Source organism: Actinacidiphila yanglinensis (assembly GCF_900107965.1).
GTDB classification, from domain to species: domain Bacteria; phylum Actinomycetota; class Actinomycetes; order Streptomycetales; family Streptomycetaceae; genus Actinacidiphila; species Actinacidiphila yanglinensis.
Window position 1 is genome coordinate 174,047 of sequence record NZ_FNVU01000004.1, and the last position, 16,148, is coordinate 190,194.

The following is a 16,148-nucleotide window of genomic DNA, read 5'->3' on the forward strand; positions in this document are numbered from 1 at the left end:
CATGGTCTTGCAAGACCTATGAGGTCGCCCGGGAGCAGGTCGGCAACCAGCAGGGGACCGCGAAGCGGGGTTGGCGGGCGGATCCGCGTCGGCCGCTCCGCCCAATAGCCGAGTCCTGGGAGCTTCCGCGGTGCGGGCCCGTCACCTGTCTGCGACGGTCGAAGGGCCTCCTGAGCGGGCACGATTCCCCAAGAAGGGCCTCCCGTGAGCGACGAGAACAACACGCAGGCGCAGCCACGCGGCACTCAGATCCGTCTCGCGCTGGTGATGAACGGTGGCGTCAGCCTCGCGGTCTGGATGGGCGGCGTGACGCACGAGCTCGACTTGCTGCAGCGCGCGTCCAGACCCGGCGATTCCGAAGGCGAGGTGACCACACGGGACAGTGCAGTATTCAAGATCTGGCATGACCTGGCCGGGTCCATGGACAAGGAGGTACGGATCGACATCGTGTCAGGAACCTCCGCGGGCGGCCTCAACGGCCTCTTCCTCGCCACCGCGACAGCCCGCAATGCCACCCTCCCCGACCTGCGGGACATGTGGCAGTCCTCGGCCTCACTGGACAAACTCCTGAAGCGGCCGTCGAAGCTGAAACAGAAACTGGCGGGGGCTACTGCGGAGGAAAACGCCGTACTGAACGGACAGTACTTCGAGCAGGAGATCGGCAAGGCACTGAAGTCCATCGGGGACGGTTCCGATAGAGACGGCGGCGACGTCACGCTGTTCATCACCGCCACCGCTCTGGACGGCCGCTGCAGGAACTACCGGGACGGCTACGGTCGGATCTTCAGCGTCGCGGACCACCGGCGGGTCTATCGCTTCGAGAGCAAACCGGGAGAATATGCGTACCGGAAGCAGCAGGACGGCTGCTACGCGTTCGGCCCCTGTGAGAAGGGGGAGAAGAATCATTTCGACAGAGAGGCCGAGCCGCAGCTGACGCTTGCCGGTCGTGCAACAGCGAGCTTCCCCGGCGCGTTTCAGCCCGTTGACGAGTCCCCGCTACTCGACCGCCGAATCATTCCGGACGACGTCCGGCGGTATCCGGCGAGCAGCGTGATGGACGGCGGCGTGCTGAACAACGAACCCTTCGGATCCGTCCTGGAAGCCATCACCAAGCGCGTGGCCTCGCGCGCCGTGCAGCGCGTGGTCGTCTACGTCGTACCCTCCAGCGGCCAGGTGGCCGAGGAGCGGGCCAAGGGCCTGCGAAGCGGTGAGATCTCCCTCGGCGCGACACTGTGGAGTGCTACGAACTACCCCAAGGAGGCCAACTTCCGTGCCAGCGTGGAAGAACTCGAGGACCGGCTTGCCACGAGCGGGCTGGCCGGCCGTGACGAGCTCTTCGAGCGGCTCATTCTCGCGGAAGCCGCGAATGGCGACGGTGTCGGCTGGACGAAGCATGCCGCCCTGGACCCCGAGCCCCCCAGATTGGCGGAAGCGCAGGGGCTCTTGGGCGAATATCGGCGCAGCCGGCTCGCCGCCCTGCTGCTGGCTCTCCGGCCAGCCGTCGGAACCGATACGGATGCTGCGACCGTCCTGGCCGCTCCGCAGACACCGAGCCCGCAGGCGCTGACGGCCATCCTCGACGAGGGGAAGGAGTGGCGGTGGTGCCCCTCAAACCATCCCGCGGAGATCGCGAACCCTGGCAGAGGCGACACGAAGTTCTGGCGGTGGGGGCTGATCGTGGCAGAACGAGTCCTGCAGACGTTCGGCAACCACCTGCAGGCCCGCCTCCAACGTACTTCCGACGCGAAGGGGCGACGCGAGCACGGGGACACCCGGAAGGTCCTCATGGAGAAGGCAGAAGTCATCGACAGACATCTTCGCCGCGTGATCGCGATCACGGAGGCTGTGATCGCCGAGGAGGCCCGGAGACGTCCGGTCGGCATCGATCTGAGCGAGGAGCAGGTGGTGCGGCTGGTTGAAGACGTCTTCCATGACATGAACGTGAACTGCGAGACCGGTGAGCTCGTGTGGGATGCGGCCAATCAGTTCGCGCAGGCGCTGAGGAAGGCCGGCCCGACACCCTCCGCGGGCGGTGACGGTGCCACGCTTGCGGCCCCGCCGACGAAGTGGAGCGATAAGCAGGTGATCTCCCTCGCGCTGCGGGTGGAGGTGCTGACCCAGACCTTCGCGCCCCCGGCCAAGGTGTTCGGCAAGCTCACCCCCCGCTTCGAGTTCCTGCGTCTGGGGCCCGACAGCGTCGGGCCCCTGTTCAACGAGGACTGGGCGGAGGACCTGGGCGACCGAAAGCTCTACGGCACCCGGTTCCACCACTTCGGCGCGTTCATCGACGACGAGTGGCGGAAGTCGGACTTCTTGTGGGGGCGGATGGACGCGGTCCACCACCTGCTGCCGCTTCTGATGCCTGAGTGCGACGTCCTGGCCAAGGAGATGGAACTCCAAAGGGCCATCCTGAAAGCCGAGACAGGTCGTTCGGCCGACGCGGCCATCGCCTCGGTCCGCGACAGCCTGGCGCAGCTGAAGAAGAATACAAATGCGCAGCTGCTTGACGACAACCGCCGCGCGACGGTGAAAGCAGCCGGCGACTCCAGCCTGCGGTGGGCGACCAGAGACAGAGGGTGGCTGGTCCGGCAGATCGCCTTCTCGGTCTGGGCCTACGTCTGGGAGGCGTGGTCGCACGGCAGGTCCCCGCACGGCCTGATCGGCGCCTCGAAGAGACTCTGCAGGACGTTGCTCTGGAGGACGCTCGGGGGCTACCTGGTTCTGCTGGCGGGCATTGTGGCGATCATCGTCCTCGTGATCGTCCTCTAGGTAGAGCCGGACCTCTGTGATGTTCGGGGCGTCCCGGCGTGACATGGCTGGGCGCCCTGAGATTGACTACTTGAGAGAAGTCGCCCGTGGACCTACTTCTTGGGCTTCTTGCGCTTGTCCTTCTTCATGGCCCGGGCCTGTGCTTCCTTGGCCTTCTTCGCGGCCTTCCGGGCCTGCTCGGCCTCGGTCTTGCGCTGGAGGGGGACGAGCTTGGCGGTGGCTTCGGCTGCGCGCTTGCCGACCTCAGGAGGACGCTCTGGTAGATGTCTCGCGTGATCCGGGTGTCGCTGTGCCCGAGGGTGTCGGAGACGACCTTCACGTCGACGCCGGCGACGAGTATGAGCGTGGCCGCGCCGTGGCGGAGGTCGTGCAGCCGGATCGGCGGCAGACCGGAGGCGGCGACGAGCCGCTCGAACAGGTCGGTGACCTTGCCGGGGTGCAGCCAGGAGCCGTCCTCCTGTGTGAAGACGAGGCCCGTGTCTACCCAGGCCTATGCCCACTCCTCGCGGTCAGCTTCCTGCCGCTCGCGGTGCCCTTTCAGCACTTCCACGGTGTCGTCGTCCAGGGCGATCACGCGGAACCCGCTGTCCGTCTTGGGCTCCGAAGTCTCGACCTGCCAGCCGTCCTGGACGAGTTGGGCGGAGACGGTGAGGGGGTGCGCGTCGAGGTTGGTCTCCGACCAGGGCTGACCGCACGCCTCGCCTCGCCGCAGCCCGCGGAACGCGATGAGGTGCCACATCGCGTACAGCCGGTCCTCGGCGACGGAGTCCAGGAACGCGCCGGTCTGCTGGGGCGTCCAGACCATGACGGGGGACGGCTTTTCGCCGCTCCCGCGCCACTTCTCGACCCGCTCGTCCGTCCACACAAGGGCCTTGGGCTTGCGTACGGGGTCGATCTCGACGTGGGCGGCCGGGTTGAAGGTGATGATCTGCTGGCTGATGGCGTCGTTGAGCGCCGCCCGCAGAGTGGCCTTGACGTGTAGCCCCGTCGTCGGACCAGTCACCCGCCGAATCGCCGGCATGGCGTCGATCGCTTCCTTCATCGCTTTGCGGCGTGCACGATGCTCGGCTCCTTTCCACGGAACGGTGGCCAGTTCGGCTACCGCAGCTTTCCGCTGGGCGTTCTGCTCCAGGACCTCGGCGTTGCCGTCGGCGATGGCGGTGAACATGTCGCTGAGGTGGCTGACACGGAGCCGGTCGAGACGGAGATGCCCGATGCGCGGCTTGAGGTGGATGCGGATGTCGGTCTCGTACCGGCTGATCCCCGACTTGCGTATGCGCTTGGCGGCGAGCCACTGGTCCAGCCACTCGCCCACGGTGATCCGGCCGACGAGGTTCTGCGCCAACGTCTATCGGCCGACGTGTTTCGTGTGTGCGTCGGCCTGTCCCGCCGCGGCCGACATCAACTGCAGGACCGGGGCGCCCACATCGCCCGGCGCAAGAGTGCTTCCGTGTCGGGTGGCTGATGCAGTCACCTCGGAGCTCAGGCGCCATCCTTCATTCGTGCGTGGACAGTGCCTGGGAGCGATCAAGAGACCGGAGCCTGCGACCTAACGTCCCGTCGATCACGATTGAGGCCCGCCGCTTCGTCCTCGCCGATGACCCTGTACTCGTGCAATCCTCGCTCGGTGAGCTTGTAGCGCACCCACGCCTTCTGTCGCCCGCGGTCGAGGAATGTGCGCTTGACTTCGTACTTCGGATCGAGTCCGGTGATGCGCGCCACCCATCCTGTGGACCGTGCGACCTCCCCCCGTAGGACGGCCTCGAAGGCTGCACGATGGTCCGAGCAGATCGAGTTGGGGGATCACCGAAGCATGACTGCATCCGTTGGGTGACCGATGGTAACGCTATTGGCTGCAAAGCCGAGATCATCCGCAATCTCACACGATCGAGAGCGAATTCATCGTCACCCCGGGGACCATCGCGCGTGGCTGGTACTACGACGGCCCGGGTCACTCCGCCAGGGTCTATGTCAGCGATGCCTATGGGGACGCCCGCGGGCCGATCAACTGATCGCATCGCTGAGGAAGCCTCCTGTCCGTCGGCCACCTTTTACGGCGGGGCCGGACGGCTTCGTCGAAGACGGTCTACGCGAGCGCGGTCTTGCCGCACCCGGCCGTGCCCGCGTGGACCCGCTCAGCGTGGGCTGTGTCGACTGCCGGTAAGAGAGTGCGGCGCGGTTCGTGCCGGTCCCGGCCCGGACCGGGGACGGCCGGCCGGCGGCGGTGCGCTGACGGAGTCGGGTCCACCCGTACCCCGTACCCCGTACCCCGTACCCCGTGGCCGCGCACCGCACGGCGGAAAGCACCCGGAGAACGCGGAGTTCAACGCCCCGAAGGCTCTCGTCCACCTCTACCCGGCTATCGTGGCCTGCACGACCACCTGATCTTGCCCGTCGTCACATACGTTCATGGTCACGGTCGTCGTCCGCATCCCCCCAGCAACCCACCCGACCTGCGTAGACCCCCCAACGATCAAGACTTTGCAGCCGCCGTAGGGCGCTTCCCTCCCGCATGATCGTCCGCTATAACACAAACGGCGATGCTCGGGCCTGTGATGTTCACGATCGGTTGCCTAGGCTTCCCCTGAACGGGGCAGGGGCGGCGACGGACCGTTCGAAAAGGTGCGGGGCGCTTGAGAACAGCAGACCAGGAGGCAGCGTGAGCAGCGATCGGGACTACAACCGGGCAGGCGGGGGCGGCCCTGTCGACGACCTGTCAGAGTCCGATCGCACCAGCGAGTTGACGATCAGATCGCGGCTGCCCACCTGGTACATGGTGAGCGCGCCGGACACCGCCGAGCCGGACAGCGAGGAGCCCGAGGACGCGGCGCCCGGGCCCGGGACGTCCGGGGCGGCGCCGTCAGTGCCCGCGGCCGCACCGCAGGAGCAGCAGTCGCAGCAGGAAGAGGAAGAGGAGGAGCCGCGCACGCAGGTTCTGCGCCATCCCCTCCTTCGGGGCGGTGCGGGTTTACCCCCTGACCAGCAGCCGCAGTACGGGACCGCGGAAGCGCCGCAGTCGCTGCCCGCGCAGAGCGGGTACGGGTTCCCGCAGTCGGACCGGCCCGCGGCTCCCGTGGCTTCAACGCCGCCCGGCCCGCAGGCGGCTCAGGTGGCGCCCGGCCCGCCCGCTGCGCCCGCCGCTCCCGCAATGCCCGCTGCCCACGCGCCCGCGACACCCGCACCTTCCGGCCCCCCGCAATCACCGACGCCCACCCCGCAGCCGGCTGCCACGCCCGGCGACCCGCGGACCGAGCAGCCCGCAGCCCCGCAGGGGTTCGGTCCTCCCCTGGATCCCCGGGACGGTGGCTGGCCGACCGTGACGCCCGACCAGCGTCAACGCACCGCGCAAGGGGGTGCGCCGCTCGGTCACACGGCGGCGGTGGAGCTGAGTTCGGACCGGTTGCTGCGCAATCAGCCGAGGCCGAAGAAGCCCGGCGCGAACGCGCAGCCGTCCCGGTTCAAGCTCGGCGGCAAGAAGGAGGAGGCGGAGCGGCAGCGGAAGTTGGAGCTGATCCGTACCCCGGTGCTCTCCTGCTACCGGATCGCGGTCATCAGCCTCAAGGGCGGTGTCGGCAAGACGACGACCACCACCGCGCTGGGTGCCACGCTCGCGGGTGAGCGGCAGGACAAGATCCTGGCGATCGACGCCAACCCCGACGCGGGCACGCTCGGTCGGCGCGTGCGGCGGGAGACGGGTGCGACCATCCGCGATCTGGTGCAGGCGATCCCGTACCTCAACAGCTACATGGACATCCGGCGGTTCACCTCGCAGGCGCCGTCGGGTCTGGAGATCATCGCCAACGACGTGGACCCGGCGGTCTCGACGGCGTTCAACGACGAGGACTACCGGCGTGCCATCGACGTGCTGGGCCGCCAGTACCCGGTGATCCTCACCGACTCCGGCACCGGCCTGCTCTACAGCGCCATGCGCGGCGTACTGGACCTGGCCGACCAGCTCATCATCGTCTCCACACCGTCCGTGGACGGCGCGTCCAGCGCCAGCACCACCCTCGACTGGCTCTCCGCACACGGCTATGCCGAACTGGTCGCGCGCAGTATCACCGTCATCTCCGGGGTCCGCGAGACCGGCAAGATGATCAAGGTGGACGACATCGTCGCGCACTTCCAGACCCGCTGCCGCGGCGTGCTGGTCGTGCCGTTCGACGAGCACCTGGCAGCAGGCGCCGAGGTCGACCTCGACATGATGCGGCCCAAGACCCGCGAGGCGTACTTCAACCTCTCCGCCATGGTCGCCGAGGACTTCATCCGCGCCCAGCAGGCACAGGGGCTGTGGACACAACACGGCACCAACCCACCGCCCGCGCAGGCGCCGCCGATGCCGGGGCAGCCCGGCTACCCCGGCCCGGAATCCGGTCAGCCCGGCCAGCCCGGCCAGCCGGGATATCCCGGGCAGTATCCGCCGCCCAACCCGCAACAGGGCTACGGCTACCCGCCCTCTCAGCAGTAGCCGCCCATCGCCGAACCCGGTGAGAGGTCGCCCCCGTGCGGACGGCACGGGGGGCGGCTTCTCGCCCGTCCGGAGATCTTCCACTTGCCGGGCGGGCGGTGGGCGAAGTCGCGCTCCCCCCGGCATCACCGGAAACGATCACTTCGTGATCAAATCAAGGAGATTTTGCGTGGTTCTTGAGCGCGTAGCCATGGGACAGCCGGACCGTCATCATGACAACCTATGGTGAGGGACCCGTCCTGACGGCGTGCAGGCCACCCGCTTCAGCCCGCCGAACTCGTCCGTGACCATTGGAAGATCGAGACCCTGCACCGTGTTCGCGAAAACATCCTGGCTGACGACGCCTCTCTCCTGTGGACCGGCAACACGTTCCGCATGACGGCCACATGGTGTGAACTCGCCGTCGCAGCCGTCCGTACTTCCGGAGTGAAGAACATCGCGGCCGGTCCCCCCATCGCGTACGGAGCAACAGGGTTTGAGGTGAGGAGGCGCCGTGCAGCCTGAACGTGTGTCGGAACTCTCCGACCTCCTGACCCGTGCGCGCAGTGCCAGGGCGGGCAAGGGCAACACCGTGCTGGTCAGGTCCGTCTCGGGCATGCGATGTTCCGCGTTCCTCGGCGAATTAGCCGAACGGGTACGGCGCTTGGGCAGCATGGTACTGAGCACTTCCTGTTCCCCTTCGGACGCGCACAGCGAGCTCGGGGTTGTTCGGCAGCTCGTGGCCGCCGCACTTGAGGTCGCCAACAAGGACCGGGCCACCGAGGACGAGGAGTTCCTGCACGGCGTGCTCGAAGGCGCCGGCCCGATCGACCATCAGCTCTTCGAAGCCCTGCGGGGAGTCTTCGCGCGAGGCGCACGCCGGCAGCCCCTGGTCATCGTCATCGATCACATCCAGTGGATGGACGAGACCACCCTGCGCTGGTTCGGCTATCTGGTACGTCACTTGAGCAATCTGCCGGTCCTGCTGGTCCTGGCCTACCGGACCGACGAGACCCCGGTCGACCGCAAGCTGACCGACGACATATCCAAGCGCGACCAGTGCTTCACCCTCACCCTCAGCCCGCTCTCGTCCCACAGCGTGCGCGAGGTGGTCGAGGCCGCCTATCCCGGGCAGGGGTGCGACGACGAGTTCGTGCGGGTCTGCGCCGAGACCTCCCGCGGACGCCCTTCCCGCCTGGACCGGCTATTGGCGTCCCTGACCGCCGAATTCGTGCCCCCTCGGGCGTCGCAGGTCGATCTGGTACGGCACTGCGGTGTACGCATAGAGGCCGAGGCCGCTGCCGACCGGCTGCTGCGCCAGCCCGTCCACCTCCGGGAGGTCGCCGAGGTCGCGACGGTGCTCGGCGAAGAAGGCGACTGCGCGGTGATCGCGGACATGCTGAACCTCTACGGGGACGCGATCGGCGGGCTCATAGCGGAGCTCACCCCGGTGGAGATCTTTCGCGAGACGGGCGTCCCCGGCCGGTACCGCTTCAGCAGCGCGGAGCTGCGGAGCCTGATCCACCGTGACATGTCGGCCGATGCGCGGCGCTCCCTGCACATGCGGACCGCCCGGCGGCTGAGCGATCTGGGGGCCCCGCTGGCGCAGGTCGCCGAGCACCTGCTCCAGGCCGACATGGCCGACGACGCGTGGGCCTGCGGCGTCCTGAAGGAAGCGGCCGACGACGCCCTGAAGACCGGCGACCCCAAGACGTGCGCCAAGTACGCGCGGCGCGTGCTCCGGGACAGGATTCCGGACGAGGAGCGCGCGGAGGTGCTCTGGCTGCTGGGCCGCGCCGAGGCGCTCTTCGCGCCCGCGGCCGCCGACCGCCATCTCGACGAGGCCGCACGGCTGTTCTCGGATCCCGCGCTCCAGGCGGGGGCGATCGTGGAACGTGCCCACGCGCGGGTCCTGCGGCAGGGCAGTGCCGAGTCGGCGCTGCGCCCGCCCCGGACCGTACTCGCCCATGTCGACCACAAGGCGTTCGCCGAGCTCGGTGACTCCGAACTGTGCCTGAGCGTGCAGTCCCTGACCCACACGGTCCCCGCCGAGGGCAGGGCGGCGGCACTGGAGGCGCTCGGTGGTCCCACCCTGAGCGACAACCTCGGTGTCACCCCCGGCGAGCGGGAGTTGCTCGCCTCCATCGCCGGCGATCTCGCGTGCAGATCCGAGCCCTACGACGTCCCGTTGGAGCTGGTGCACCGGGCGCTGGCGGGCGAGCGGCCGTCCGGCAGCGCTTCGATGGTGCTGTTGCTGCGATGTATCACCGTACTGACGTGGGCGGGCCATCTGCGGGAAGCACAGCGCTGGGCCGATCACATGCTGACCGGAGCGCTGGACACGGACGCGCTCTTCCCGCGGGTGATCGCCCTCTGCCAGCGCGCGAAGATCGCGTTGCTGATGGGCGACCTTCCGATGGCGCTCGCCGAGGCCGAGCGGGCGCTGGCGCTCACCACCGAGCATCACGAGGTGAAGAGCTGCCGTGCCGTCGCGGTGACCGAGGTCGCCAGGGCGCGCGGGGCGATCGGCAACTACGCGGGGGCCGTCGGCCTCCTGCAAGGACTTCACGACCTGCCCGCGAGCAGCCTGGGCGTCCGGGGGATGTTCCGCCTGCACCTGGGTGACCTGCGGGGCGCACTCGCGGACCTGATGGAGTGCGGGCACCGGCTGGACGCACTGGGGATCGTCAACCCCGCCCTGAGCGACTGGCGCAGCCTCGCCGCGCGGGCGTGGAAACGGCTCGGCAACGACAAGGAGGCTCGCGAGCTCGTGGAGGCGGAGGTCGAACTGGCGCGCCGCTGGGGCGATCCCGCGGTGATCGGCCGGTCCTTGCGCTCGCTGGGGGAGGTGAGTTCGGGTGCGGTGTCGGAGCGCGCCTTCGCCGAGTCCGTGGACCTGCTCGAACAGACCGACGCCCGGCTCCAGTTGGCGCTCTCGCTCGTCGCGGCGGGCCAGGCGTACGGGGACAACGGCTCTCTCGCGCAGGCCAGGCGAGCGCTGCACCGGGGGATGCTGCTCGCCGAGGAGTCGGGGGCGAACTGGCTCACCACCGAGGCGCGCAAATCGCTGCTCGCGGCGGGGGGACGGCTTCGCCGCACCCCGGCGTCCGGAGTGCCGGCCCTGACGCCGACCGAGCACCGCGTCGCCATGCACGCCGCCCGGGGGCGGACCAACAAGGGCATCGCCGACCTGCTGCACATCACCCCGCGCACCGTCGAGGTCCATCTCACCCGCGTCTACGGCAAATTGTCCATACGGGGACGGACCGCCCTGGCCGAGGCCCTCGGCGTCGACTGCGCCGGGAGCGGGAACAAGCGCGTCACGTCCTGACGGTATGCGGTTCGCGGGCATGGCCGGACCGCACCGTCCGGGCCCGACCGGCTCGCGCCCGCCGGGCCCTTTCCGGCCGCCCCGGGCCTACCGCCGTCCGACCACGGCGAACCCCAGCAGCAGGACGAAGCCGTCCCGCGCCACGAAGTTCTGCCAGGCGGTCATCGCCCGGAGGTACGCGGTCAGGCTGAGCGTGCCCCGCTCGACCAGCGGCAGCAGCCGCTCGGGGGAGAGCTGCGGCGCCAGGGCGGCGAGCCCCACTTCGTCGCTGGTGTAGGCGAACGGCTGCACGGTCACGTCCGTGAAACCGGCGTCCCTGAGGATGCGGGGCAGCCGCCGGGCGATCAGCCGGTCCCCGCCGTCCGCGGACTGCGTCGCGCCGAGGGCGCGGTACGCCTCTTCCGAGAAGCCGGACAGATCGGGCTCCGCCGTCCCCCACAGTCCGGCATCGACGTCGATCACGGCAAGGTGCCCGCCGGGGCGCAGGACCCGGCGCAGTTCCCGCGCGACGCCGATCGGCTCGGGCAGGTGCTGGAAGACGTACCGGGAGAGCACCAGGTCGAACGTCTCGTCCGCGAACGGGGTGTCGCCGACGTCGCCCAGGAGCAGCTCCGGTTCCGGTCCGCCCGTCCCGCGGGCACCCGCCCGCTCCAGGAGTCCGGGGTGCGCGTCCAGGCCGACGATCCGGGTTCCCGGCAGCGCGGCACTCAACTCCGCGGTCACCGCGCCGTTTCCGCAGCCCGCATCCAGCACCGCCCCGCCGCCGGAAGGCGCCAGGGGCCGCAGGATGCGCCACTCGTGGGCCCAGGTCAGCGCGGCCTGGTGGTCCAACCGCGCGACCTCCTGCTCGAAGCCGCCCAGTTCCTCTTCGGGACGGTAGCTGCGAGCGGCCGGTCCCGCCTGCTGTGCCGCGTCATCCATGGCGCCGCTCCACCGTCATCAGCAGGCCGTCACGCGGCCGCAAGGTCACCAGCGCCTCGGGGACGACCGTGGTGCCGGGTGCCTGGGTCAGCCGGAGCCGTTGCAGGACGACCGTCAGCACGAGCATCGCCTCGGTCGTGGCGAACGCCTGCCCGATGCAGACCCGGGGTCCACCGCCGAACGGCAGGTACGCGTGGCCGGCGCGGGCATGCTGCTGCTCGGGCTCGAACCGCTCCGGCCGGTACTCCTCCGGCGCCTCCCAGTGGTCCGGATGCCGGTGCAGCGTCCAGGGGCTGACGCACACCAGCGTGCCGGCGGGGATACGGAACCCGCCGAGCATGTCGTCGTCCACCGCGAGCCGGGAGATCAGCCATACGGGCGGGAACAGGCGGATGGCCTCGTCGAGGCACTGCCTGGTGTAGACGAGTCCGGACAGGTCCGCGGCGGTCGGCAGCCGCGTCCCCACGACCCGGTCGATCTCCTCCCGGACCCGCGCCGCGTGCTCGGGATGCCGGTCGAGCAGGTGGAGCGTCCAGCTGAGGGCCTTGGCGGTCGTCTCGTGACCGGCCATCACCATGGTCAGGACCTGGTCGTGCAACTCCTGGTCGGAGAAGGCGTTGGCGTGCTCGTCCCGGGCGCCCAGCATCGCGTCCAGCAGGTCCCCGTGATGCCCGTCGGAGCCGGTCAGCCGCCGGGCCCCGATCATGGTGCGGACCACCCGGTCCAGGAAGCCCTTCGCGCCCGTGTACGCCCGGAGCCGGGCCCGGAAGTCCGCGTCCTGGGGCGGGGTCCCGTCGAAGTGGCCGATGAACCGGTTGATGTCGTCGACAGCCTGCCCGAACCCGCGGCCGGCCGCCGTCAGTTCGGAGCCGAGCAGCGCGGAGGCCACCACCCGCAGGGTCAGCGCCGTGAAGTCGTGGTCCACGCGCACGGCCTCGCCCCGGTCGGCCGCCTCGCCCCAGGCGGTGGCCAGGTCGTCGGCCGCCTCGACCATCAGGCCGTCGAACGACTCGACGGCCACCCGCCGGAAGGACGGCGCGGACAGCCGCCGCTGGCGTTCCCACTGCGCGCCGTTGCTGGTGAGCAGCCCCTTCCCGAGCAGCGGGGTCAGCATGAAGTCGTCCGGCGTGCCGGCCTTGGTGTAGTTGGTGTAGTTGTCCTTGAGAATGTGCTGGACGAGTTCGGGCGTATTGGCGAACCACACGTTCTGGCCGCGGGTGCGATGGCTGCACAGGTCGCCGTACTCGCCGACCAGGTCCTGCAGAAAGATGAGCGGGTCCGCACGGATGCCGGCAAGCTCCAGGTCCTCGGCCGGTCCTGGCGGGCGATCGTCGGAGCCGGCTGCCGGGATGACGCCGGACGTGGAGGGGCGGGGCATGACAAGTCTCCTTCGGAACGGGCAGGTCGGGGAGAAGGCGCCCGGCACGGCCGGCCACGGCACCGGCGGTGCCGGGCGCCGGCACGACGGCTCGGGGGCCGCATGCCGGCGCTGGCGGCGCCGCGGGCCGTGCCGGCGGGACCGGGCAGGCCGCAGATGGCAGCAGGTCAGGACATCTGCCGCTGGACGAGGCGGTAGAACATGCCGTCCTTGTCCTGCAGCAGTTCGTCCGGGCTGCCGGACTGCACGAGCCGGCCGGCGTCCAGCACCAGCACCCGGTCGGCCCGCATCACCGTCGACAGCCGGTGGGCGATCACGATGCGGCTCGCGTTCAGCCGCCGCATGCTCTGGGTGACGATCTCCTGCGTGCGGTTGTCCAGCGCGCTGGTGGCCTCGTCGAAGAAGAGGATGCGGGGCCGGCCGATCAACGCACGGGCGATCATGAGCCGCTGCCGCTGGCCGGCCGACAGCGTCGTCGCCCCTTCGGACAGGACGGTGTGCATGCCCATCGGCATCCGTCCGAGATCCTCGTCGAGGCCGGCCATCTCGGCGGCCTCCCATGCCTCGTCGAGCGAGTAGTTGCCCATGCCGCAGATGTTGGACAGGATGCTGCCGGCGAACAGCTGCCCGTTCTGCAGCACGACGCCGCACTGCCGGCGGACGGCCGTCACGTCGAGCGACGACAGGTCCATGCCGTCGTAGAGGACAGCTCCGGTGGTGGGCTCGTCGAAACCGATCAGCAGCCGCAGCAGCGTCGACTTCCCGCACCCCGTCGGCCCGACGATGGCGACGAACTCACCGGGCCTGGCCTGGAAGCTGACATCGTGCAGCACCGGCGGCTGGTCGTCGTGGTAGCGGAAACTGACGTTGCTGACCTCGATCTCGCCGTAGAGGTCGCCGGGCGACTCCTTGGCGGACGACACCTCCGGCACCTCGGAGATCACCGGCTGCAGGCCGTCGAAGAGCGGTCCCACGGCCGACGCCATGGTGACGCTCCCGGTGATCTGGATGCAGGCCGCCAGCATCATGCCGTAGGCGCTGTTGAAGGTCAGGAACGCGCTGGTGGACAGCTGGTGACTGGCCGGACCGCCGACGAGCGCGAACAGCAGCAACGTACACACCAGCAGATAGCCGGAGTTGAAGATCGTGACCACGTTCTGCAAGCGGCGGGCGCGGGACGACAGCCGCCGTGAGCCGGCGAATCCCAGTGCCCAGTGGGAGAACGCCCGGTCCTCCGCCACGGCGACGCGCAGCTTGGACAGACCGCCGAGCATCTGGAAGAGGATGCCGGCCAGCTTGTGGTCGTGCTCGGTCAGCAGCTTCTGCCACCTGATCTGCTTGATCCCCACGATCAGGCAGATCAGGCCGCCGCCGAGTGCCAGGGCCAGCGCCATCAGGGCGAGCGGGACGCTGTAGAAGAACAGCAGGCTCATGTTGGTGATGAACATCAGGCAGCCCAGCACCACTTGGGTGGTGATGCCGGACAGCACGTCCCGGATGGTGCTGATGCCCATCGCGGAGTTGCTCAGCTCTCCGGTGGAGACCTTGTTGAAGAACGAGGTGGGAAGCCGCAACAGCCGGTCCCACACCGCGGCTTGGGCCCGCGCCTCGAACCGTCCCTCCAGCCGCAGCAGCGACAGGTTCTGCACCGCCGACAGGACCGCCGAGAGCAGGGCCGCGGCGAACAGGACCACGCACACCTGCGTCAGGGGCCCCCGGTCGGCATGGGGCACCAGGACGCCGAGCACCTTACCGGTGAGCACCGGGACCAGCAGGCCGAGCAGTGCCGCGGCCAGCCCGAGCCCGATCATCACCGCCGCGTCCCGGGCGCTGCCGCGCAGCCCGAAACGGATCAGCGCGCGCCGGTCCAGGGGCTCGTCCGGCAGCGGCGGGTAGAACATCCACGCGATCGGCTCCAACCGGGCGGCGTAGGAGCGGCCGACCCTCGTGGTCCTGCCGCCCGGCTCCCGGACCTGGTACCGGCCACGGTGCCAGATCAGCGCCACCGGGGTGCGCTTGCTGACGTTGATGTCCGACGGCCCCCCGGGCCCCTCGGTCGCATCCGAACCGAGGTGGGCGAAGAGCGGGCCCAGGTCCGTTCGCCACCAGTCGCCGTCCAGGCGGACCTCGCGGGTGCGGAAGCGCGAGGACACCGCGATCCGCTCCACGGCGCCCAGCCGGGCGTCCGACGCCTCCGACGTGGAGGTCCGGGTGACCTCGACACCCGAGGCGTGCCCGACGACGCGGGCCACCGCCAGGTAGGCGTCCTGGTCGGCCGGGTCGAAATCGCCGCTCCCCGACAGCCGGAACGGGTCGAGCACCGATGCCAGAGCCTGCGAGGAACGCTGGAGCGTCTCGGCGTCCAGTTTCCGCCGCTGGTTCATCTCGCGGCGGGCCGTGGACCGTCGGCTGTGCATCCGATCGGTCAACCGGCGCATGAGGAGGCGCTGCTGGGACAGCACCTCTTCGGCGAAGCCCGGATCGACCATGACCTCCGGGGTACGCAGGACGCCCACCGTCGCGCCGTCCGCGGAACGCACCCAGTCCGACTCGGTGACCAGGAACCGCTTGGTGACGCCCCGGCCGGGCCAGCCTATGGTGGCGAACGGGTCATGGGCGGGCGGTGCGGGCCGAGCGGGCGGTGCGGGCGGCGCGGGCTGTGCGGGCGGTGCGGGCGGTGCCGGGGGAGCGGCGGGCCGGGCGGACCCGTCGGTCTCGTCGAAGTCGGTCAGCGCCAGTGCGACGGAACCGCGGATCACCTCGATCCACACCACACCGTCGACCGAGCGTGCCATGGCCCCGGGCGGCAGCAGGGCGCGTCGCGACCCGCTGGCGCTGTCCGTTTCCAGCGGGACGAACTCCCGCGGCGGCAGCTCGGTCCGCACGGCGTCGGCCAGTGCGACGAACCCGGCGTCCAGTCCGTCCGCCAGTTGCTTCGCCAGCCGGCTCGTCGGCTCACCGGCACCGTATCCGACCCGGGGGAGTGCGACGTCGAGCGCCTCGCCCAGCATGCAGGACTGCACGGCGCCCCCGGGCAGCGGTTTGCCGACCAGGGTCGGGCCGTCCAGCCGGGCGCCGCACAGCACGCTGCCGGTCCCGACCCGGCACAGGAAGGTCCAGCGCCCGCCCTCCTCCTCGCTGGCGGCGAAGAGGTCGAGCATGCCCTCGGTGACGAACCAGATGCGCCCGGGGTCGGCCAGCGCGAAGACGCCATCGGTCCGAGGGGTGAGGACGGCCGCGAGTTCGGGCAGATCCATCGCGTCAGGGCCGTACTTGATCGAGAAGTGGGATGTGGTCACTGC

Annotated in this window: 7 protein-coding genes and 1 pseudogene; 3 read left to right on the forward strand and 5 right to left on the reverse strand. The window is 69.8% G+C overall.

Annotation, left to right across the window (positions count from 1 at the left end):
• The first annotated feature begins 204 nt into the window (after positions 1 to 204).
• Entirely contained in the window at positions 205 to 2,769 is a 2,565-nt protein-coding gene (locus C4U44_RS10655) for a DUF3376 domain-containing protein (RefSeq protein ID WP_103885459.1), read from the forward strand.
• A gap of 92 nt (positions 2,770 to 2,861) precedes the next feature.
• Here the strand turns inward: C4U44_RS10655 and C4U44_RS10660 are convergent.
• Both C4U44_RS10660 and C4U44_RS41090 read right to left on the reverse strand, forming a co-directional pair.
• A pseudogene (locus C4U44_RS10660) lies at positions 2,862 to 4,136 on the reverse strand (tyrosine-type recombinase/integrase); the annotation flags it as partial.
• 160 nt (positions 4,137 to 4,296) lie between these two features.
• Positions 4,297 to 4,491, reverse strand: coding sequence for a hypothetical protein (locus tag C4U44_RS41090; RefSeq protein ID WP_146088235.1), 195 nt, complete (start codon positions 4,489 to 4,491; stop codon positions 4,297 to 4,299).
• Between the two features lie 937 nt (positions 4,492 to 5,428).
• Here C4U44_RS41090 and C4U44_RS10665 point away from each other — a divergent pair.
• Entirely contained in the window at positions 5,429 to 7,237 is a 1,809-nt protein-coding gene (locus C4U44_RS10665; RefSeq protein WP_235031970.1) for a MinD/ParA family ATP-binding protein, read from the forward strand.
• 508 nt (positions 7,238 to 7,745) lie between these two features.
• Positions 7,746 to 10,547 (forward strand): ATP-binding protein, encoded by a 2,802-nt coding sequence (locus tag C4U44_RS10670; RefSeq protein WP_235032014.1) that lies wholly within the window; start codon positions 7,746 to 7,748, stop codon positions 10,545 to 10,547.
• An 87-nt stretch (positions 10,548 to 10,634) separates the two neighbouring features.
• Here C4U44_RS10670 and C4U44_RS10675 read toward each other — a convergent pair whose 3' ends face one another.
• The 3 genes from C4U44_RS10675 to C4U44_RS10685 form a co-directional block, all read right to left on the reverse strand.
• Positions 10,635 to 11,468, reverse strand: coding sequence for a methyltransferase domain-containing protein (locus C4U44_RS10675; RefSeq protein WP_103885461.1), 834 nt, complete (start codon positions 11,466 to 11,468; stop codon positions 10,635 to 10,637).
• Positions 11,461 to 12,846, reverse strand: coding sequence for a cytochrome P450 (locus C4U44_RS10680; RefSeq protein WP_103885462.1), 1,386 nt, complete (start codon positions 12,844 to 12,846; stop codon positions 11,461 to 11,463). The genes C4U44_RS10675 and C4U44_RS10680 overlap by 8 nt, the downstream gene beginning before the upstream one ends.
• Before the next feature lie 167 nt (positions 12,847 to 13,013).
• A complete protein-coding gene (locus C4U44_RS10685) occupies positions 13,014 to 16,145 on the reverse strand; it encodes an NHLP bacteriocin export ABC transporter permease/ATPase subunit (RefSeq protein WP_103885463.1) in 3,132 nt (1,043 codons plus the stop codon).
• Between the last annotated feature and the right edge of the window lie 3 nt (positions 16,146 to 16,148).